Raw genomic sequence first — 19,614 nt, forward strand, 5'->3', positions numbered from 1 at the left:
GCGACCCGGCGTCGAGCGGTGCCCGCCGGCCGGGCTGGCACCGCGCTGGGGACCGCCGGGTAGGTTCGCACCGTGGGTGCACGGGTGGAGTCCTTCGAGGTCGGCGGGCTGCGCGTGCGGCTCCGGACGCTCGCTCCCGCGGGACGGCTGCACGACGACCTCGCCCCGACGGTGGTGCTCGTGCACGGCATCGGGATGTCGCACCGCTCGTTCGCCCGGGCGCAGCGGTCCCTCGCCCGGACGTACCGAACCGTTGCCGTCGACCTGCCGGGCTTCGGCGGGCTGCCCCCGGCCGGTCGGGCGCTCGACCTGCAGGAGCTCGGTGACCTCGTGGTCGGGGCCGTCCGGTCGCGCGGTGCCGGCGACCTCGTGCTCGTTGGCCAGTCGATGGGCACCCAGGTCGTCGCCGAGGCGGCTCGACGACACCCGGACGCGGTGACCGCAGTCGTCCTGGTCGGTCCCGTCGTGGACCCGGCGCGGCGGACGCTGCTCCAGCAGGCGACGGACCTCGGACGCGACAGCCTCGTCGAGTCCCCGCGGATGAACCTCGTCGTGCTCACCGACTACCTGCGGAGCCTGCGGCAGTACGTCCGGCAGCTCGGGCCGATGCTCCGGTACCGGCTCGAGGACACCGTTCCGGAGCTCGTGCAGCCGGTGCTCGTCGTGCGCGGCGACCAGGACCCGATCGGGCGACGGGACTGGGCGGCGGCGCTCGCGACCGCGGCGCGTCGTGGCGCCCTGGTCGAGCTGCCGGGCGGACACCACGTGCAGGACCGGCAGCCCGGAGCGTTCGCTGCCCTGGTCGACGAGTTCCGGCGGGTGCAGACGACGGAGGACACGGTCGGCGAGCACTCGGCGACCGACGGCCCGGCGACGGGGCCGGCGCGGTGACGGACCGGGCCACCCCGGGGACGCCGGCGGCGTCGGGGACGGCGGCCGTGCCTCCAGGCCGTGTGCCGCTGCTGCGCCGCGCCTGGTGGGCCGTGCTCGACTGGTGGTACGCCGCCCGGTGGCAGCTGCGGAGCACCGGACCGACGACCGCCGAGGACTACCGGACCGGGACGGGCCAGCCGGTCGTCGTCGTGCCCGGCGTGTACGAGACCTGGCACTTCATGCGACCGCTGATGGACGCCCTGCACGACGCGGGCCACCCGGTGCACGTGCTGCCCGTCCTGCGCCACAACCTGCGGCCCGTGCCGGAGTCGGCGCGGGAGGTCCTGGCGTACCTCGAGGAGCAGGACCTCCGCGGGGTGCTGGTCGTCGCGCACAGCAAGGGCGGGCTGATCGGCAAGTACGCGATGACGCTGCCGGAGGGGGAGCGCATCGACCGGATGGTGGCGGTGTCGACCCCGTTCGGCGGGTCCGTGTACGCGCGGCTGGCGCCGGTGCCGCACCTGCGGGCCTTCCGGGCGGCGGACCCCGTGCTCGCGGCACTCGGGCGGGACCTCGCGGTGAACGCCAGGATCACGTCCGTGTACGGGGTGTTCGACACGCTCATCCCGGGCGGCAGCGAGCTCGCCGGAGCCACGAACGTGCGGGTGCCCGTCGGCGGGCACTTCCGGATCCTCGGCGCGGAGCAGACCCGCGAGGTCGTGCTCGATGCAGCGGGCGGCTCCGGGCCGTCGGCGCCCCGAGACTCGCGCTGACGGACACTTCCACGGCTTCCAGTCGCGAGTCTCGTCCGCCTGGCCGAGTCTCGCGCCGGTGCCGCCGCGCGCGTGCCGGGCGCCGGGCCGCTCAGGCGCCGGGCAGGAACAGGCAGAACGGGTGCCCGTCGGGGTCGAGGAGCACCCGCACGTCGTCCTGCGGCTGGAACGCCGCCTCGGTCGCGCCGAGTTCCAGCGCACGGGCGGTCGCTGCGCCGAGGTCCTCCACCTGCAGGTCGAGGTGCAGCTGCATGCCTTGCGTGCCCGGGGCCGGTGGCCAGGTCGGTGCCTGGTAGGCGTCGTCGTACTGCACCGAGAGCCCGACTCCGCCGTCAGCCGGGCGGACCCGCAGCCAGGTCGGGCCGTCCTCGTGCACGGTCCACCCGGTCAGGGCGCCCCAGAACCGTGCGAGGCGCACCGGGTCGGGCGACTGCAGGACGGTCGCCGTCAGCACGGGCATCGCGGGGTCGGCAGCGCTCATGGGGCGCACCGTACGCTCCTCGGCTCGCGCACCGGCTCAGCGGTGGGCGACGCTCGCGCGCTCGACGATGCGGTGCGGCACGACGACGGTCTCCGGCGGAGCGGACGGGTCGGCGATGCGTCGCGTCAGCAGGTCGAGTGCCGCCGTCGCGAAGGCCCGTCGGTCGAACGACACCGTCGTGAGTGCCGGGATCGCGAAGGCTGCTGCGTCGACGTCGTCGAACCCGACGACGCTCACCTGCTCCGGCACGCGGACGCCCTGGGCCGCCAGGACGTGCAGCACGCCGAACGCGATCGAGTCCGTGTACGCGAACACGGCGTCGGGCAGCGGGTGCGTGTCGAGCCAGTCGGCGAAGCCCGTCGCGGCCGCACTCGTCGTCCACGCCGGCAGCGGCACGCGCAGGGAGGGGTCGACCTCGAGGTCGACCGCACCGAGTGCGTCCGCGTGGCCCTGGTCGCGGAGCTCGCTCGTCGCCGTGGCGTCGGAGGCCCGGGCCGATCCGACGACGGCGATCCGGCGGTGGCCGCGGTCGAGCAGGTGGGTCGTGACCTCCCGGGCGGCGCGGCGGCTGTCGACGTGCACCTGGTCGACCCGCTCGGGCTCCACCTCGCCGATGACGACGGTCGGCGGCAGCCCCTCGGTCTCGGCCAGGACGCTCGCGCTGAGCGACACCGGGTTGAGCACCAGACCGTCCACCAGGTGCGCGCGGGCCCGTGAGACGAGCTCGCGCTCACGCTCAGCGTCGTTGCCCGTCTGGTCGAGCTGCACCGTCCAGCCCCGCTCGCGCGCGAGCTCCACGAACCACTGCGCGAGCTCCGCGGAGTACGCGTTGCCGAGTTCCGGCAGCGTCAGCGCGATCGCGCCGGAGCGTCCGTTGCGCAGTCCGCGGGCGGACAGGTTCGGCACGTAGCCGAGCTCCGCCATAGCACGCTCGACGCGCTCGCGGGTCGCCGGCCGGACGGGCACGCCGCCGTTCACCACGTTGGAGACGGTCTTCGGGGAGACCCCGGCGAGGGCCGCCACGTCCCGCACGGTCGCGCGCACCGGTCGAGCGTAGCGCGCCGCGTGGCGGACGGGAGGCGCGGATCGGCTCCGCCACGTGCCTCCCGACCCGACCCGGTGCCGGACGGGAGACGCGGATCGGCTCCGCCACGTGCCTCCCGTCCGTCGCGGTGTCCGGCCCCCGATCCGGCTACGCGTCGACCAGCTCGCGCCGCGCCGCCCGCCGTGCCCGCACCCGACCCGTGACGGTGGCCGCGACCACGACCGCCAGCACGGCGTACAGGACGATGGGGATCGGTCCGGCCACCAGGACCGAGAAGTCCCCGTCCGCGCTCAGTGCCGCGTCCCGCAGGCTCGTCTCGGCCAGCGGGCCGAGCACCATGCCGATGATGAGCGGCGCCAGCGGCACGTCGAGCGCCCGCATGAGGAACCCGACGAGTCCGATGCCGAGCAGCATGAGCAGGTCGAACACCGAGCCGCTCGTCGCGTAGATGCCGAGCCCGCAGAAGACCGCGATGCCCGCGTAGAGGTACGCCCGCGGGATGCGCAGCAGCTTCGCCCAGAGCATCGCGAACGGCAGGTTGATGACGAGCAGCACGACCATCGCGATGAAGAACGAGGCGAGCAGCGCCCACACCAGGTCGGGGGACCGATCGAACAGCAGCGGGCCCGGCTGCAGGCCGTACTGGCGGAACGCGGCGAGCATGATCGCGGCGGTCGCCGACACGGGCAGACCGAGGGACAGCAGCGCGCCCATCGCCATGCCGGTCGTCGCGTTGCCGGCGGACTCGGGCGCCGCCAGACCGCGGATCGCACCCTTGCCGAACTGCGGGTCCTTCCGGCGGGCGTCCAGTCGCTTCTCGAGCCCGAACGCCAGGAAGGTCGGGATCTCCGATCCGCCTGCGGGCACGACGCCGAAGGGCAGGCCGATCGCGGTGCCCCGCAGCCAGGCGGGCGCGGCCTCGCGGAGTTCTCGCTTCGACAACCACGGGCGGCCGGTCGTCCGCACCATCCGGCCGTCCTGCAGGTGCCGGGCCAGGCACGCGACGTAGATGACCTCGCCGAGCGCCAGGACCGCGACCGTCACCGTGACGAGCGAGATGCCGTCGAACAGCTCCGGGACACCCATGGTGAAGCGCGGTGCACCGGAGATGCCGTCGACCCCGATCACCGCGATGCCGAGCCCGAGGCAGAGCGATCCGAGGCCCTTCAGGGCGTCGTCGGTGACGACCGACGACGTCGTGACGAACGCGAAGAGCGCGAGGGCGAAGAACTCCGCCGGCCCGAAGCTCGACGAGAACGTCGCGAGGGCCGGCGCGAGGAAGACGACCAGGACCGACGCGATCATCCCGCCGACGAACGCCCCGATCGCGGCCGTCGCGAGCGCCTGGGCCGCTCGTCCGCTCAACGCCATCCTGTGGCCCTCGAAGGTCGAGGCGATCGCCGAGGCCTGCCCCGGCGTGTTCATCAGGATGCCCATCGTCGAGTCGCCGAAGAGCCCGCCGAAGTAGACGCCGGCGAACATGATGAACGCCGCCGTCGGGTCGAGCGAGAACGTCACGGGCAGCAGCAGTGCGACCGCCATCGACGAGCCGAGGCCGGGGAGGACGCCGACCGCGGTGCCGAGCAGGCACCCGACGACGACCCAGAGCAGGTTGGCGGGGGTCAGGGCGCCGGCGAAGCCGTCACCGAGGAGACCGAGGACGTCCACGTCAGAACTCCCATCCGACGATGCCCGAGGGCAGCGACAGGTCGAGCAGCATGTCGAAGGCGATGTAGCTGATCGCGCTCACGGTCAGCCCGATGACGAGCGGACGCAGCCAGCCCGGGGCGCCGAGCCCCTTCGCGACCCCGAGGAAGAGCAGCCCGGCGCCGACGATCCACCCGAGCACGCCGAGCAGCAGCGCGAAGCCGGCGAAGGACAGGACGACCCAGGCCAGGGAGCGCCAGTCGACGCGGACAGCGCGCGGGGTCTCGGTACCGGTGGCGGTGCCGGTGCCGGTGCCGTCGACGGTGTGGACGGCCTCCACGGTGTCGACGCCGGGCTCCGGCAGTGCGTCGACCGCCGCCGCTCGCCGCCCGCGCGCCGCTCGGACCGACCGCACGACCAGCAGGGCGGCCAGCAGCAGGAGCGCCGCGGCGACGAGCCCGGGGAAGACCGCGGGCCCGGGGAAAGCGGTGCCGGCGGGGACCTCCATCGTGACGATGCCGACGACGAGGTAGACCGCGAAGGCCGTGAAGAGCGCCGGGGTGGTCAACTCCTTCGCGACCGCTGCGACGCGACCGGGGTCGGCCCGGAACGTGAGCCGCTGCCCGACGACCGCGGACGACGACGTGGGGTTGCTCGGACGGCTCATCGGCCCAGCTCCTCGTACAGTCCCGTGATCCGTCCGCGTTCCTCGTCGATGAACGCGTCGAGGTCGCCGCCGGTGATGATCCGCTCGGTCCAGTGGTACCGCTCCGTCGCGTCCGCCCACTCCGGGGTGTCGACCGTGTCGAGCACGATGTCCGTGAGCTGCGTCCGCTGCTCGTCGTCGAGCCCGCCCGGAGCGGCGATCATGCGCCAGTTCGTCAGCGTGACGTCGTGTCCCTGCTCGACCGCCGTGGGGATGTCGATGCCCTCGACCGGTTCGGCTGCGACGAGCGCGAGGGCCCGTAGTCGGCCGGACTCGATCTGGTCGATGTTGTCCGGGTACCCGCCCGACGCCGCGGCGGCCGTGCCGTTGAGCAGCGCCTGGATCGCCTCGCCGCCGCCGTCCGAGGGGATGTAGTTCGTGTCCGTCGGGTCGATGCCGGCCGAGACGGCGAGGTCCGTGACGACGAGCTGGTCGAACGAGCCGCCACCCGTCCACGGCACCGACCCAGGACGCTCGCGCCACGCCGCGACCAGGTCGTCGAGCGTCTCGTAGGGCGAGTCCGCGGGCACGACGATGACGTCGTACTCCTCGACGGTGACCGCGAGCGGCGTGATGTCGTCGTGGGTGACCGCGGACCCGAACTGGATCTCCGCCGCGAGCAGTCCCGTCCCGCCGACGAGCAGCGTGTCGGTCTGCCCCGCGAGCCGGGCGACGTTGCCGAGCGCGATCGTGCCGCCGGCGCCGGGCATGTTGACGACCTGGACGGAGTTCACGATGCCGTTCGCACGCTGCGCCTGCTGCATCGACCTCGCGACGCCGTCCCAGCCACCACCGGCCGCCGCGGGGGCGACCAGCGTGACCGATCGGGTGGGGTCGCCGCCGGCCGCCGCCGAGGTGACGGACCCGAAGGCGGCGACCGCGATGGACACCGCCGCGACGGCCGCTCCGACCACGCGCGCGACGGGGCGACGGGCACGCGGCTCCGTCGTCGACTGCTCTGTCATGGAAGGCTCCCTCCTGCGCACGTCGTCGTGCCGCAGGTCGAGAAGTACGATGGCAGCCGCCGTCCGGACGAGCAGCCGGGGGCGGAGATGTGCTCATTGACGCTCACGGCGTCGCGGCCGAAGGGGGACGCCACGGTGACCAGGGCACGACTCGGACGGCTGCGACGGATCGCGGTCCTCGCGCTCCCGAGCGTCATCGTGCTCTCGGCGACGGGTGTCACGACCGGGATCGCCGTCGCCGTGCAGGAGCGCAGCATCCGCACGTCCGTCGTCGACCAGGTGTCCGGTGTCGCCTCGAGCCTGGCCGACCTGCCCGAGGTCCGGGACGCCGTGGCGTCGGCCGTCGACGCCGGTGCTCCCGGTGCACGCGCGGACGCCGACGACCTCGCCTCGGCCACCGCGGCGCTGCAGCCGATCGCCACGCTCGTCGAGGGTGCCGCCGGCGTCTCGTACGTCGTGGTCACGGACGACGACGGCGTGCGCATCACCCACCCGGACCCCGCGGAGCGCGGTGAGCCCGTGGAGACGACGATCGCACCCGTGCTCGCCGGCGAGCGCTTCGTCGGCACCGAGACCGGTCCCTCCGGGACGACCCTCCGCGCGAAGGTGCCGATCGTGGGCGCGGACGGCGACGTCGTCGGGGTCGTGGCGGTCGGGGTGCTCGAGTCGACCATCGCGGCCGACCGGGAACGGGCCCTCGGCACCCTGCTGCCGTGGAGCACCGGCGCCCTCGTCGCCGCGACCCTGGCGAGCGTGCTCCTGTCGCTCGTGATCGCCCGACGGTTGCGGCGGGCCGATGCGGTCGACGCCGAGAGCCGGCAGGTCCGGTGGACGACGGAGGCGCTCCGCGAACAGGCGCACGAGTTCGGCACCCGGCTGCACGTGGTGCGCGGGCTCGTCGAGCAGGGGGACGACGAGGACGCGATGGCCTACATCGACGCCGTCGCACCCGGACTCACGAGCGGCGGTGGCGCCGGGTCGCCGCGGCGGGGCGCGGTGGCGACGGCGTCCGTCGCCGCGGTGCGCGCCGAACTCGCCGCAGCCGGTGCGGCGCTCGACCTCCGGGTCGCCGACGACATCGTGCTCGACGACGCGGTGCTGCTCGTCGTCGCGAACCTGTGCCGCAACGCCGCCGAGGCCGGAGCCACGACCGTCTCGTGCAGCGCCGGCACCCGGGACGGACGCGTCACGGTCACGGTCGAGGACGACGGCCCCGGCATCGACCCGGCCGACGTCCACCGCGTCCTGTCCCGCGGGTGGTCGTCGAAGCCCGACGAGACCGGCCTCGGGCGGGGCATCGGACTGGCGGTCGTCCGGCGCACCGCCACCGACCGTGGCGGATCGGTGGTCGTGGGGCGCTCGGCAGCGCTCGGCGGTGCCCGGCTGGACGTCGACCTGGCGGCGCAGTCGTGACCGCGTCCGCGCCGCTGCGCGTGCTCGTGGTCGACGACGACGCGGGCGCGCGTGCGCTCCACACGCGCTGGGTCGCCGCGACCGAGGGGTTCGCGGTCGTCGGGGCGGTCGCGTCCGGCGGCGCCGCGCTGGCCTCGGTCGAGCGTGGGGTCGACCTCGTGCTCCTCGACATGCGGCTGCCCGACATCAGCGGCATCGAGGTCCTGCACCGCATGCACGTCGCCGGCGTCGATCGCACCGACGTCCTCGTCGTCAGCTCCTCCCGCGACCAGGTCACCGTCCGGCAGGCGCTCGCCGCGCACCCGGTCGGGTACCTGCTCAAGCCGTTCGACCGCGAGGCGCTGCAGGACCGGTTGCGCGCCTACGCCGCCGAGCGACGGTCGCGCGACGACGCGCAGCGCGACGTGCCGATGGGTCAGGGCGACGTCGACCGTCTGCTCGCCACCGGGTCGGTGCGCGTGGTCGGCCCGACCCGTGCCTCCGCCGGCGCGTCCGAGGACGCCCTGCCGAAGGGCGTGAGTGCGACCACGCTCGGCCGCGTCGTCGCTGCCCTCGACCCGGTGACCGCGCGCTCGGCCGACGAGGTCGCCGCGGCCACGGGGACCTCGCGCGCCACCGCGCGGCGCTACCTCGACCACCTCGTCGCGACGGGTGCCATCGACCTGGCGCACCGGTACGGTCGTCGCGGTCGCCCGCAGGTGCTCTACCGGCTGACGCCGGCGCCCTGACGCCGGCCCGTCGGCACCGTGCCGTCAGGGTCGAACGTACCGGTGGACGTGTGCGACGTAGTCGACCGGGATCGTCGGGCGTCCGGCCGTCTCGGGGTCCTCGTCGAGCACCTGCCGGACCGCGTCGAGCACCGCACGCCGCTCTTCCTCGGGCATGAGGATGACCGAGCTGCGCGAGGCGATCATGTCGAGGAACGCGTCACGGTCCTGCTCGTGTGTCCACCGCACCGTGTCGTGGACCCCGGCGCCGAACGGCGCTCCGACCAACGGCTGCTCCTGCTGCACGGTGCGGGCCTCCGGCTGCGCCACGATCGCGCCGACGCGCGCGGCCCACGGCCGAGCCTCGTCGCGGACGTTCCAGACGAGTCCGAGGGTCCCACCCGGGCGCAGGACCCGCGCGACCTCGGCAGCGCCGGCGTCGCGGTCGACCCAGTGCCAGGACTGCGCGAACGTCACGACGTCCGCCGAAGCGTCCGGCAACGGGATCGCCTCGCCCGTGCCGTCGAGCGCACGCACCGACGGCAGCAGGTCGGCCAGCCGCAACCGCATGGCCGGGTCCGGTTCCACCGCCACGACCTCGCCCGCCCGACCGAGCAGGGTCCTGGTGAACTTCCCGGTCCCCGCCCCGACGTCCACCACGAGCGGCGTACGGTCCGGCACCAGGGCCGCCGCCACGGCGTCCGGGTAGCCCGGTCGGCCTCGTTCGTAGGCGTCGACGGCGGATCCGAAGGAACGGGCGGGACGGTCGTCGGTCACGGTCCCAGCCTGGACCGTCGCGGCGTCGGGGTCGATGCGGGACGCCTCAGGTCCGGGTGGCGGCGGTCGCCGGGACCGGAGCCGGACGGGAGGCTCGTGGCGGGGCCCGCCACGAGCCTCCCGTCCGGTGGTCGTCCCGTCGGGGTCAGGACGGGTGGCGGGCGGTCCACTCGCGGAACGGGGCCGTCGGGTCGTCGACCGTGCCCTGCTCCGTGGGCAGGGCGCGCTCCTCGATCGGCTTGGCGTACTCGTCGTAGAAGGTCGCGAGCGTCATCAGGCGGTTGCCGTCCTCGTAGTGCTCGCCCTCCTGCTCCCGCGTCGCGGCGAAGACCACGCGGTCGGGCTGGGCGTAGTACAGCGCACCGAGGCACATCGGGCAGGGGTAGGCGGTGACGAAGACCTCGTACCCGGTCAGGTCGGAGATGCCCTGCTCCGCGGCGGCGCGGATCGCGCGGATCTCGGCGTGCGCGGTCGGGTCGCCGGTCTGGGCGACGTGGTTGACGGCCTCGACTACGACCTCGCCGTCGCGGGCGATCAGGCAGGCGAAGGGCTTGCCGCCGTCGTGGACGTTGTCGAGGGCGCGGGAGACCGCGAGGGCGGTGAGTTCGTCGTCGTGCATGCCGGCCACGGTGCTCCCGGCCGGTGCCCGTGAGGTGTGCATCCGGGGGACGGGTCCTGGTCGGACCCGGGAACGTCCGCGGTCAGCCGAGCCAGGACGGGTCCGCGAACAGCTCCTCGACCTCGGTCACGAAGCGCGAGGCGTGGAACCCGTCCACCGCCGCGTGGTTGATGCGGAGGGCCATCGGCATCACCGTGCACCCGTCGACCTGCCGGTAGCGCCCGAGCGTGATCACCGGGGCCAGGTGGTCCTCGGCGCCCGTGAGGTGCAGTGCGAAGCCGGTGAAGGACGTCCGGGGGAGCGTCGAGACGTCGAAGAGGTCGGTGCGCCCGGTGCCCTGCGGGAACAGGCGGTGGTCGTCGCGGTACCGCTCGGTCGTCGCGACCACGGCGTCGTGGAACGCCCGGGCGTCGGGGTCGTACTCGACGACGAGCACCGAGAAGGTCTCGGTGTCGGGGTGGAAGACCGTGAAGGTCGGGTGCACCACGTCCCAGACCGCAGGGTCGCCGTCCTCGGTGAGCTGCATGCGGAACTCGTCGTGCCGGTTGACGACCGTCGCGAGCACCCAGATCTGCGACGGGTACGTCTTCGCGCCCGCGGCCCGTGCGGCGTCGACGAAGGCCGTGACGTCGACGTCGACGGTCATCTCCCAGGCGCAGGGCTCCCGCCGGTAGTGCGCGAAGTGCTCGGCGCGGGGCCACTGGTCGAGGTCGATCGGTCGGAGTCGGTCCACCCGGTCAGTCTCGTACCCCGGACTGCCGACGCGCGTGCACCGGGCGGCGGTTCACTGGTGCATGCCCTCGACGCCGTTCTCACCAGCGCTCGCGACGTTCTTCCGTGGGCTCGCCGCGCACAACGAGAAGTCCTGGTTCGAGGACCACCGTGATGACTGGGAACGGCACGTCCGCGACCCGATGGAGGCGCTCCTGCACGAGGCCGAGCGGCGGTACGGCCCGGGCCGGGTGCTCCGGCAGCACCGCGACCTGCGCTTCACCCCGGACAAGCGGCCGTACCGCGAGGACACCGGGTTGACCGCCGGTGGCATGTACCTCAGCGCCGGGGCGGACGGGCTGCAGGTCGGCGGCGGGCTCTACGAACCGTCCCGCGCACAGCTGCGGGCGGCTCGGACGACCATCGACGAGCACCCGCAGGCCGCGGCCGCGCTGCAGCGGGAGCTCGACGAGCTGACCGACGCCGGGTACGAGCTCGCGGGCCCTCCGCTGAAGACCGCCCCGCGCGGGTACGACGCCGACCACCCGCGGATCGACCTGCTCCGGATGCAGCACTACGCGGCGCTCGTGCACCTGCCGCTGGAAAGCTCGCTCGAGGACATCACCGCCGCGTGGGACCGCGTGCAGCCGCTCGTCCGGTGGACCGTGAAGTGGGCGCGGGCGGACGACCCCGAGGCCTCGGACGACCCGGCGCCGCCCGTGCCGGGAGCCCGGTCGATCCACGAGCGCGCCTGACCGCTCCGCCTGATCGTCGGCTCGTCGGGTGCTCCCTAGGCTCGGGGCATGCCGACGCTCGACCGTTCCCCCGCCCTCGTCGCCACCGGGTTCCTCGCGATCCCCGTCGCCCAGGCGCTCGTCGCACTGCCGAGCGACGTTCTGTCGACGATCCAGGCGGCGCCGATCGACCCGGACGTCGCCGACACGGCGGCGTTCTCCGAGGCCTACGGGTACTCGCTCGAGGGCGGCGCGAACTGCATCGTCGTCGCGGGGAAGCGCGGCGACGACGTCCGCTACGCCGCCTGCGTGGTGCTCGCGTCGACGAAGCTCGACGTCAACCGGGTCGTGAAGAAGCTGCTCGACGTCCGCAAGGCGAGCTTCGCGCCGATGGACGACGCGGTCGCCCTGACCGGGATGGAGTACGGCGGGATCACCCCGATCGGGCTCCCTGCGGACTGGCCGGTGTACGTCGACGCGCGCGTGCTCGACGCCCCCGAGGTCGTCGTCGGCGCAGGGCTCCGCGGCGCGAAGGTGTTCCTGCCCGGCCGCACGCTGGCCGCGCTGCCGAACGTCACCGTCGTCGAGGGGCTGGCCACCGACGTCGCCCCGGCCACCGACGTCGCCCCGGTCACCGACGTCGGCTGAGTCCGGTCAGCGGGCTGCGGCCAGGGTCTTCGTGATGCGCTGCAGCGAGACCGTCTCGGCGGTCCCGAGTTCCTGGGCGAACAGGCTGAGGCGGAACTCCTCGAGCATCCACCGGGCGTGCACGAGCTCGGGGTGCGCGCCGGTCGACGGCGGGAAGGTCCCCCCGGCGTCCGTGTAGCGGTCGGTCGCGACCGTGACCTCGCGCATCCACGTCGCATCGCGCCCCGGGTTCTGCAGGAGCTTCTGCACGCGGGCGTCGACCCCCTGCAGGTACACCCGGATCCGGCGCAGTCGGTCGAGTCCGGCGACGGCGACGAAGCCCGGGAAGACCAGGCGCTCCACCTGCTGGCGCATGTCCGTGAGCGCGGGCAGCAGGGCCATCGAGTTGGCCTGCTTCATCGCCTTGTCGGCCGCGCGCTGCGCCGTCAGGACCGCGGCGACCTCGGACACCGCGGTGAACATGGTGTCGACGACGGTGGCCGACACGGCGTCCCGCACCGACTCGAACTCGGCCCGCGTGAACACGAGGCCGTCCGGGTGGGCGCGACGGATGCCCGCGTCCACGACAGCGGCCAGCACGTCGTCGAACAGCGCCGCGGTCGACGGGTAGGGGCTGGCGGCCAGGGCGAGCTTCTCCTGCGCGGTGAGGTGCGACTGCACGTACGACACCGGCGAGGGCACCGCGTGCATCACGAGCCGACGGACGCCGGCGGGCATGCTCACCGCGCGGTCGCCGGGGGTCGCCAGGAGCCGGACGCCGACGGTCGCCTTCGGGCCCTCGCCCTCCTCGACCAGGGACGGGTACGCCCTGATCACGCCACCGGCCTGTTTCGTGTCGAGGACCTGTGGCAGGTCGTCGGACGGCCAGGCGGTGAGGCCGGACCGTTCCACCTGCGTGCCGGAGGACGCCCCGGCGACGCGCGCCGCGCCTCCCGGCCGGGCCGCTGCCTTCGCCGTGGCGGAGGCGACGCTCTGCTGGGTCCGGTCCTTCAGCTTCGTCTGCAGGGCGGCGAGGTCCTTGCCGGACTCGACGCGACGGCCGCGCTCGTCGACGACCGCCCAGGTGGGCAGCAGGTGCGCGGGCACCCGCGACAGGTCGAAGTCGGCCTCGGTCACCGGCACGTACGTCATCCGCTGGATCGCCGCGGCGAGGGTCGCGCGGAAGGACTCGGTCGGCTCGGTCGGGGCGTCGTCGGGCAGTTCGGCGACGATCTTCTCGGCCCAGTCAGCCGCGGGGACCACGTTCTTCCTGATCTGCTTCGGCAGCGACTTGATGAGCGCGGTGACGAGCTCCCTGCGCAGACCGCGGACCTGCCAGTCGAAGCCCTCCTCGCGCATGCGGGGGAGCAGTGCCAGCGGCACCTGCACGCTGACGCCGTCGTCCTGCGCTCCTGGCTCGAAGCGGTACTTGATCGCCAGGCGCTGGTCGCCGGAGCGCCACTGCGTCGGGTACTCCTGCTCGTCCTGGGCCGCCTCGGCGGCGTCCTCGTCGAGCAGGTCCTGGCGGCGCATCGTGAGCAGGTCGGGCTGCTCACGGCGGGTCGTCCGCCACCAGCCCTCGAAGTCACGGGTCGTGGCGACGTCGGCGGGGATCCGGGCGTCGTAGAACTCGTACACGCGCTCGTCGTCGAACAGGATGTCGCGGCGACGGGTGCGCTCCTCGAGCTGCTCCAGCTCGCGGCGGAGCTTCCGGTTCGCCCGGTCGAAGGCCTGCTGCGCGTCCCACTCGCCCTCGACCAGGGCGTGCCGGATGAACAGCTCCCGCGAGTGCTCCGGGTCGACGCGCTTGTACTGGACGCGGCGGCGCTGCACGATCGGGACCCCGAACAGGGTCACGCGCTCGTAGGCCACGACCGCACCCTGCTTCTTCTCCCAGTGGGGCTCGCCGTAGGTGCGCTTGAGCAGGTCCCCGGCGAGCGGCTCGACCCAGGCCGGGTCGATCCGTCCGACGGTGCGGGCGAAGAGCCGGCTCGTCTCGACGAGCTCGGCGGCCATCACGGCATCGGGCTGCTTCTTCGCGAGGACGCTGCCCGGGAACACCACGAAGCGGACGCCCCGCGCCCCGAGGTAGTCGCGCTTCTCCTTGTCGCGCAGCCCGATCTGGCTGAGGAGCCCGGCGAGCAGGGAGCGGTGCACGGCGTCGCCGTCCTCGGACCGGGACTGCCCGACGCGGACGTCGACCTGCTTGGCCGCGCGGGACAGCTGCCGGTACAGGTCCTGCCACTCGCGGATGCGCAGGTGGTTGAGGAACTCGGCCTTGCACAGGCGCCGGAACGCGCTCGACGACAGCTCGTCCTGCTTGTCCTCGATGTGGTTCCAGAGGTTGAGCAGGGTGAGGAAGTCGCTCGTCGGGTCGGCGAAGCGCGCGTGCAGCTGGTCGGCGTGGGCGCGCTTCTCGAGCGGGCGCTCGCGCGGGTCCTGGATGCTCAGGGCGCTGACGATCGCGATGACCTCGCGGCCGACGCCCTGGCGGCCGGCCTCGAGCACCATCCGGCCGAGCCGCGGATCGATCGGCAGTCGGGTGAGCTGCCGCCCGGCCTTCGTGATCCGACCGTCGCCGTCGACCGCACGGAGCTCGCGCAGCAGGTCGAGGCCGTCCTTCACACCGCGGGAGTCGGGCGGCTGGAGGAACGGGAAGCGCTCGATGTCGCCGAAGCCGAGGGAGATCATCTGCAGGATGACCGCCGCCAGGTTCGTCCGCAGGATCTCGGGGTCGGTGAACTCCGGCCGGCGCGCGAAGTCGTCCTCGGAGTAGAGCCGGATCGCGATGCCCGCGCTCGTGCGTCCCGCCCGGCCGGACCGCTGGTTCGCGCTCGCCTGGCTGATCGCCTCGATCGGCAGCCGCTGCACCTTCGCCCGCGGCGAGTACCGGGAGATGCGGGCCGTGCCGGTGTCGATCACGTACTTGATGCCCGGCACGGTCAGGGACGTCTCCGCCACGTTGGTGGCGAGGACGACGCGGCGACGGATGCCCGGCGTGGTCCGGCGCTCGAACACCCGGTGCTGGTCGGCCGCGGACAGACGCCCGTAGAGCGGCAGGACCTCGGTACCCGGGTACCGCTTGCCCTCGATGGCCTCTTGCGCATCGCGGATCTCGTTCTCGCCGGACAGGAACACGAGGACGTCGCCCGGGTCCTCGCGTGCGAGCTCGTCGAGCGCGTCGGTGATGCCCTGGAGCACGTCGCGGTCGTCCGCGCCGCCGGCACCGCGGCTACCGCTGTCGTCGGTCCGGGGGTCGGTGTCGTCACCGTCGTCCGTGTCCGAGGCGTCGTCGGTGACGAGCGGCCGGTAGCGGATCTCGACCGGGTAGGTGCGGCCGGAGACCTCGATGATCGGTGCGTCGCCGAAGTGCTTCGAGAACGACTCCGGGTCGATCGTCGCACTCGTGATGATCACCTTGAGGTCCGGGCGCCGGGGCAGCAGGCGCTTCAGGTACCCGAGCAGGAAGTCGATCGTCAGCGAGCGCTCGTGCGCCTCGTCGATGATGATCGTGTCGTAGCGCTTCAGGTCGCGGTCGAAGTGGATCTCGTTGAGCAGGATCCCGTCGGTCATCAGCTTGATGCGGGTGTTCGCGCTCACCTTGTCGGTGAAGCGCACCTGGTAGCCGACGAGGTCGCCGAGTTCACCGGCGAGTTCCTCGGACACGCGCTCGGCGATGGTCCGCGCGGCGATCCGGCGCGGCTGGGTGTGCCCGATCGACTCGCGGCCGAGTTCGAGGCAGATCTTCGGCAGCTGCGTCGTCTTGCCCGAGCCCGTGGCGCCGGCGACGATCACGACCTGGTGGTCGCGGATCGCGGCGGCGATGTCGTCCCGCCGCTGCGACACCGGCAGTTCGGGCGGGTACGTGATGACGGGCGTGGCAGACATGAGCATTCCAGGATAGCGGTCCGGGCGGGTCAGGCGTCAGCGCAGCTGGTCGGAGAGCGCAGCGACGTCCCGCGCCGGCAGCGCGCAGACGTGGTCGTGGCAGACGTACGCGGCCGGTGACGAGCCGTCCCGCCCGATGAACAGGGAGAACCCGGCATCGGCCCACGCGCGCGCCTGGTTCGCGGTCACCGTCGCCACCATCGTGCCCGGCCGGCGGGCTGCGAGGGCTGTCCGCCGCATCCGGTCACCGCGCCCGGACTCGACGACCTCTGTCACGACGACGACCTCGCGCGACGGCCGTTGCAGGGCGAGGGCGACCCCGAGGGCGTCCGCGTGGCCGAGCGGCCGTTCCGTCCCGGTGTGCGCACGGTCGGCGACGAGCCGGGTCGCGGCGTCACGGAGCGACCGGTCGCCGGTGAGCGCACCCAGCGTCGCAGCTGCCCCCGCCAGCGCGACCGTGCCGGACCGCAGTGCCGTCTGCGGCTGCTCGCCGGTGGCCGTACCGGCGGCACGGAGGACCGGGTCGGTGTCGAACCGGCCCGCCAGCCCGTCGTCGACGAGCGAGCGTGCCGTCACGGCGTACCGGACCTCGCCGACGACGAGCGCGAGTTCGAGCAGCCCCTCGGCGAGCAGTCCGACGTCCTCGATCGTCGGGGGCGCGGACGACGTGCCGTGCGCGGTGCTCGACCGGACGACGACGTGCCGATCACGCACGTGGGCGGTGAGGACCGCGTCGGCAGCACCGCGGGCGAGATCGAGCATCTCGTCGTCGGGGTGCCGCGCCCCGGCGAGCGCGAGGCCCCGGATCGCGAGGCCGTTCCACCCCGTCAGCACCTGGTCGTCGAGCGGCGGCGCGTCGAACCGGCCACGCTCGTCGAGCGGCAACCGGTACCAGTCGCCCTCGACCCGTCGTCCGTCGATGGTCGACTCGCTGTCCTGTGCCGCGACGAACGCACCATCCGGCCGCCGGAGCGTGTCCCGGAGGAAGTCGGCGATGCCCCGGGCCTGCTCCGGGCCGGCGACCGCGAGCAGTCCCGCGTTGTCGTAGAGCATCCGCTCGTAGTGCGGGACGCTCCAGTCGCGCTTGGTCGCGTACCGGAACACACCCCCGTCGTCGTCCGTCAGTTCGGTCGTGCGGATCGCGTCGAGACTGCGGTCGAGCAGCCCTCGTGCGACGTCGTCGCCGTCGGCAGCGACGTCACCGAGGAACTCGAGGAGCGGCGCGCTCGGGAACTTCGGCGCGCCGCCGAAGCCCCCGTACGTGGTGTCCTCGGCAGAGACGAGCTGCGCGGTCACGGCACGGATCGCGTCGACGGACGGGAGGCCCGGTGCGGCTCCGTCGGACGGCTCACCACCCTGCGCGGTGGCGTCCACCCCCGACCCGCGCGCGGCAGCGTCGGCCGTCGCCCCCTGCGCGATCGCCGCGGCGATCGCGCCCGCGTTCGCGTCCACCTCGTGCCGTCGCTCCGTCCACGCGTCGAGCACCGCCGCCAGGACCTGCCGGAACGAACCGACCTGACCGACCTGGGTCGGCGGGTAGTACGTCCCCGCGAAGAACACCCGCCCCTCGGGCGTCGCGAACGCGGTCAGCGGCCACCCGAGCTGCTGCGTGAACGCGCTCGCGGAGGCCATCAGACTGGCGTCGACATCCGGACGCTCTTCGCGGTCGACCTTCACGGCGACGAAGTCCCGACGGAGCAGCTCCCCGATCTCGGGGTCCGAGAAGCTCTCGCGCGCCATCACGTGGCACCAGTGGCACGTGGCGTACCCGACGGAGACGAGCACCGGGACGTCCCGCTCCCTCGCTTCGGCGAAGGCCTCCGGCCCCCACTCGCGCCAGTCCACCGGGTTGTCGGCGTGCAGGCGCAGGTACGGGCTGACCGCGGTTCCGAGCCGGTTGTCGTTCATGCCCCCAAGCGTGCTCGGACGCCGCTGAGCGCGCGGACGACGGTCGGGAGTGCGTGAGACGGATGATCCATCGCAATCCGTACAGGATTCCTCACAGCCGCCTAGAGTTGAGAGGTCGTTCAATTCCCTGGCGACACCTCCCGTGGCCGCTCCCCTGGTGACGGCTGCCCGAACGAACGGACCCCAGTGACGAAGACGTCGTGGAGGACCCTGCTGGCCGTGCCAGCCGTGGTCTCACTCGCGCTCGGAGGCGCACTCCTCTCTGCATCATCCGCCAGTGCCGCCCCGGGCGAGCTCGTGGTGACCTCGCCCACCGCCGGTCAGACGACCCCGACCCGAGACGTCACGTTCTCGGGCACGGCCGTCGCCGGTTCGACGATCATCATCCACGAGGACTCCCAGGACGGCGCGGTCATCGCCCGGACCAACGTCCCGAACAGCGGCGCGTGGTCGGTCGACCACGAGTACGCCGCCGACGCCCCGGTCCAGCAGACCGCTTTCGTCGACGGCATCGTCGGACTGAGCGGTTTCGACGAGCCGAAGACCGTGGCCTTCAACCTGCCGGCGGCGCCCGCGCAGCTGACGGTCACGAGCCCCACCGAGGGGCAGTACCTCGCGTCGCGCACCGTCACGGTGTCCGGCACGGGCATCCCGACCGCGAACATCGCGCTCGTGCCGTCCGCGGGGTCGCCCGTCACGGGCATCCTGGTCGACGCCGCCGGCAACTGGACCGGCAACGTCACCTTCCCGGACGACGTGGACCGCGCGCAGTCGATCACGGTCAACCAGATCGTCGGCGCTGCCGGTCGTGGCAGTGTCACGGTGAACGTCAACCTGCCGGCGACGCAGACCCTCGTGGTCGAGACGCCGCAGAACGGTGCGACCACCGCCACCCGGACGGTCACGTTCTCGGGCACCGGCACCGCCGGGTCGCGCGTCTCGCTCACCGGGAACTTCCCGTTCGTGCAGGCCACCGTCGGAGACGACGGCAAGTGGAGTGTCGACGTGACCTTCGCGGACGACGCCGCCACCGCCCAGTCCGTCCGCCTGACCCAGGTCACCGGTGGCGTCGGCACGGGCGACGTCACGGTCGCGTTCTCGCTGCCCGCCGTCGAGACCACACCGACCACCCCGGTGCTCGACGAGCCGGTCATCACCGCTCCGAAGGACGGGGCGACGGTCACCGGCCCGAACGTCACGTTCGAGGGCACCGGCACGCCGGGCAGCAACATCCTGCTCGTCGCGGTCCCGACCGACGAGCTGGACGAGCCGGCCGCCCGCGCCGCCGAGCCGGCCGACCCGGAGGACCCGATCGTCGTCGGTGCAGACGGTACCTGGAGCGTCACGCTCGCCGTCGAGCCCGGTGACTACACCGCCGTCGCGCAGGGCTTCCTGCTCGACGCCGACGGCGAGCCCGTCGTCGACGCCGACGGCGCGCCGGTCGTGTCGGACCCGTCCGACCCGGTCGAGTTCACGGTGACCGCAGCCGTCGCCCCGATCGGCACCACGCCGGCCGCAGGTCAGGGCGGGGCCGGCACGGCTCCGGTGGCCACGACGCCGACCGGTCAGCTCGCGTTCACCGGTGCGGACCTGGCGCCGGCCGGCATCGCCGCCGGGCTGCTCGCCCTCATCGGCACGGCCATCATGGTGGTCATGGCTCGTCGTCGGGCGCACTCCGCCTGATCCGGCCAGCACGAACCGGGACGCCCCCTCCGACCGCACGGTCGGATGGGGCGTCCT

General features: G+C 73.4%; 17 protein-coding genes. 7 read left to right on the forward strand and 10 right to left on the reverse strand.

Going from position 1 to position 19,614, the window contains the following annotated elements; genetic code table 11:
• The first annotated feature begins 72 nt into the window (after window positions 1–72).
• Together QUG98_RS04045 and QUG98_RS04050 are read left to right on the forward strand one after the other, a co-directional pair.
• A complete protein-coding gene (locus QUG98_RS04045; protein WP_289469337.1) occupies window positions 73–891 on the forward strand; it encodes an alpha/beta fold hydrolase in 819 nt (272 codons plus the stop codon).
• A gap of 47 nt (window positions 892–938) precedes the next feature.
• Window positions 939–1,646, forward strand: a complete 708-nt coding sequence (locus QUG98_RS04050; RefSeq protein ID WP_289469338.1) for an esterase/lipase family protein — start codon at window positions 939–941, stop codon at window positions 1,644–1,646.
• Window positions 1,647–1,737: 91 nt separating this feature from the next.
• On the opposite strand, the gene QUG98_RS04055 is transcribed toward QUG98_RS04050, so the two are convergent.
• From QUG98_RS04055 to QUG98_RS04075, 5 genes are all read right to left on the reverse strand, one after another.
• On the reverse strand, window positions 1,738–2,127 hold the full coding sequence (locus tag QUG98_RS04055) for a VOC family protein (RefSeq protein WP_289469339.1): 390 nt from the start codon (window positions 2,125–2,127) through the stop codon (window positions 1,738–1,740).
• Window positions 2,128–2,163: 36 nt separating this feature from the next.
• A complete protein-coding gene (locus QUG98_RS04060; RefSeq protein ID WP_289469340.1) occupies window positions 2,164–3,171 on the reverse strand; it encodes a LacI family DNA-binding transcriptional regulator in 1,008 nt (335 codons plus the stop codon).
• A gap of 148 nt (window positions 3,172–3,319) precedes the next feature.
• Window positions 3,320–4,840, reverse strand: a complete 1,521-nt coding sequence (locus QUG98_RS04065; RefSeq protein WP_289469341.1) for a tripartite tricarboxylate transporter permease — start codon at window positions 4,838–4,840, stop codon at window positions 3,320–3,322.
• A 1-nt stretch (window position 4,841) separates the two neighbouring features.
• Window positions 4,842–5,486, reverse strand: coding sequence for a tripartite tricarboxylate transporter TctB family protein (locus QUG98_RS04070; RefSeq protein ID WP_289469342.1), 645 nt, complete (start codon window positions 5,484–5,486; stop codon window positions 4,842–4,844).
• Window positions 5,483–6,490, reverse strand: a complete 1,008-nt coding sequence (locus QUG98_RS04075; RefSeq protein ID WP_289469343.1) for a tripartite tricarboxylate transporter substrate binding protein — start codon at window positions 6,488–6,490, stop codon at window positions 5,483–5,485. The genes QUG98_RS04070 and QUG98_RS04075 overlap by 4 nt, the downstream gene beginning before the upstream one ends.
• A 135-nt stretch (window positions 6,491–6,625) precedes the next feature.
• Between QUG98_RS04075 and QUG98_RS04080 the strand changes: the two genes are divergently transcribed.
• Together QUG98_RS04080 and QUG98_RS04085 are read left to right on the forward strand one after the other, a co-directional pair.
• Window positions 6,626–7,903, forward strand: a complete 1,278-nt coding sequence (locus QUG98_RS04080) for an ATP-binding protein (protein WP_289469344.1) — start codon at window positions 6,626–6,628, stop codon at window positions 7,901–7,903.
• Window positions 7,900–8,631, forward strand: coding sequence for a response regulator (locus QUG98_RS04085; RefSeq protein ID WP_289469345.1), 732 nt, complete (start codon window positions 7,900–7,902; stop codon window positions 8,629–8,631). Before QUG98_RS04080 ends, QUG98_RS04085 begins: the two co-directional genes overlap by 4 nt.
• Before the next feature lie 24 nt (window positions 8,632–8,655).
• Here the strand turns inward: QUG98_RS04085 and QUG98_RS04090 are convergent, their stop codons facing one another.
• The 3 genes from QUG98_RS04090 to QUG98_RS04100 form a co-directional block, all read right to left on the reverse strand.
• Window positions 8,656–9,387, reverse strand: a complete 732-nt coding sequence (locus QUG98_RS04090; protein WP_289469346.1) for a class I SAM-dependent methyltransferase — start codon at window positions 9,385–9,387, stop codon at window positions 8,656–8,658.
• Between the two features lie 145 nt (window positions 9,388–9,532).
• A complete protein-coding gene (locus tag QUG98_RS04095; RefSeq protein WP_289469347.1) occupies window positions 9,533–10,006 on the reverse strand; it encodes a nucleoside deaminase in 474 nt (157 codons plus the stop codon).
• 82 nt (window positions 10,007–10,088) lie between these two features.
• The gene (locus tag QUG98_RS04100) at window positions 10,089–10,739 is read right to left on the reverse strand and encodes a CatA-like O-acetyltransferase (protein WP_289469348.1); all 651 of its coding nucleotides are present in this window, start codon (window positions 10,737–10,739) and stop codon (window positions 10,089–10,091) included.
• Window positions 10,740–10,800: 61 nt separating this feature from the next.
• On the opposite strand from QUG98_RS04100, the gene QUG98_RS04105 reads away from it, so the two are divergent.
• Window positions 10,801–11,472 carry a DUF2461 domain-containing protein gene (locus QUG98_RS04105; protein ID WP_289469349.1) on the forward strand — a complete coding sequence of 224 codons (672 nt, stop codon included), beginning with the start codon at window positions 10,801–10,803 and terminating at the stop codon, window positions 11,470–11,472.
• Window positions 11,473–11,520: 48 nt separating this feature from the next.
• On the forward strand, window positions 11,521–12,099 hold the full coding sequence (locus QUG98_RS04110; protein WP_289469350.1) for a YbaK/EbsC family protein: 579 nt from the start codon (window positions 11,521–11,523) through the stop codon (window positions 12,097–12,099).
• Window positions 12,100–12,105: 6 nt separating this feature from the next.
• On the opposite strand, the gene hrpA is transcribed toward QUG98_RS04110, so the two are convergent.
• Complete coding sequence (gene hrpA / locus QUG98_RS04115) at window positions 12,106–15,966, reverse strand: ATP-dependent RNA helicase HrpA (RefSeq protein ID WP_289469351.1); 3,861 nt, start codon at window positions 15,964–15,966, stop codon at window positions 12,106–12,108.
• 36 nt (window positions 15,967–16,002) lie between these two features.
• Entirely contained in the window at window positions 16,003–17,874 is a 1,872-nt protein-coding gene (locus QUG98_RS04120; RefSeq protein ID WP_289469352.1) for a thioredoxin domain-containing protein, read from the reverse strand.
• Between the two features lie 219 nt (window positions 17,875–18,093).
• Between QUG98_RS04120 and QUG98_RS04125 the strand changes: the two genes are divergently transcribed.
• Window positions 18,094–19,557 (forward strand): hypothetical protein, encoded by a 1,464-nt coding sequence (locus QUG98_RS04125; protein ID WP_289469353.1) that lies wholly within the window; start codon window positions 18,094–18,096, stop codon window positions 19,555–19,557.
• Window positions 19,558–19,614 lie beyond the last annotated feature (57 nt).

Origin of the sequence: Curtobacterium subtropicum, assembly GCF_030362975.1 — a bacterium.
Classification (GTDB): Bacteria; Actinomycetota; Actinomycetes; order Actinomycetales; family Microbacteriaceae; genus Curtobacterium; species Curtobacterium subtropicum.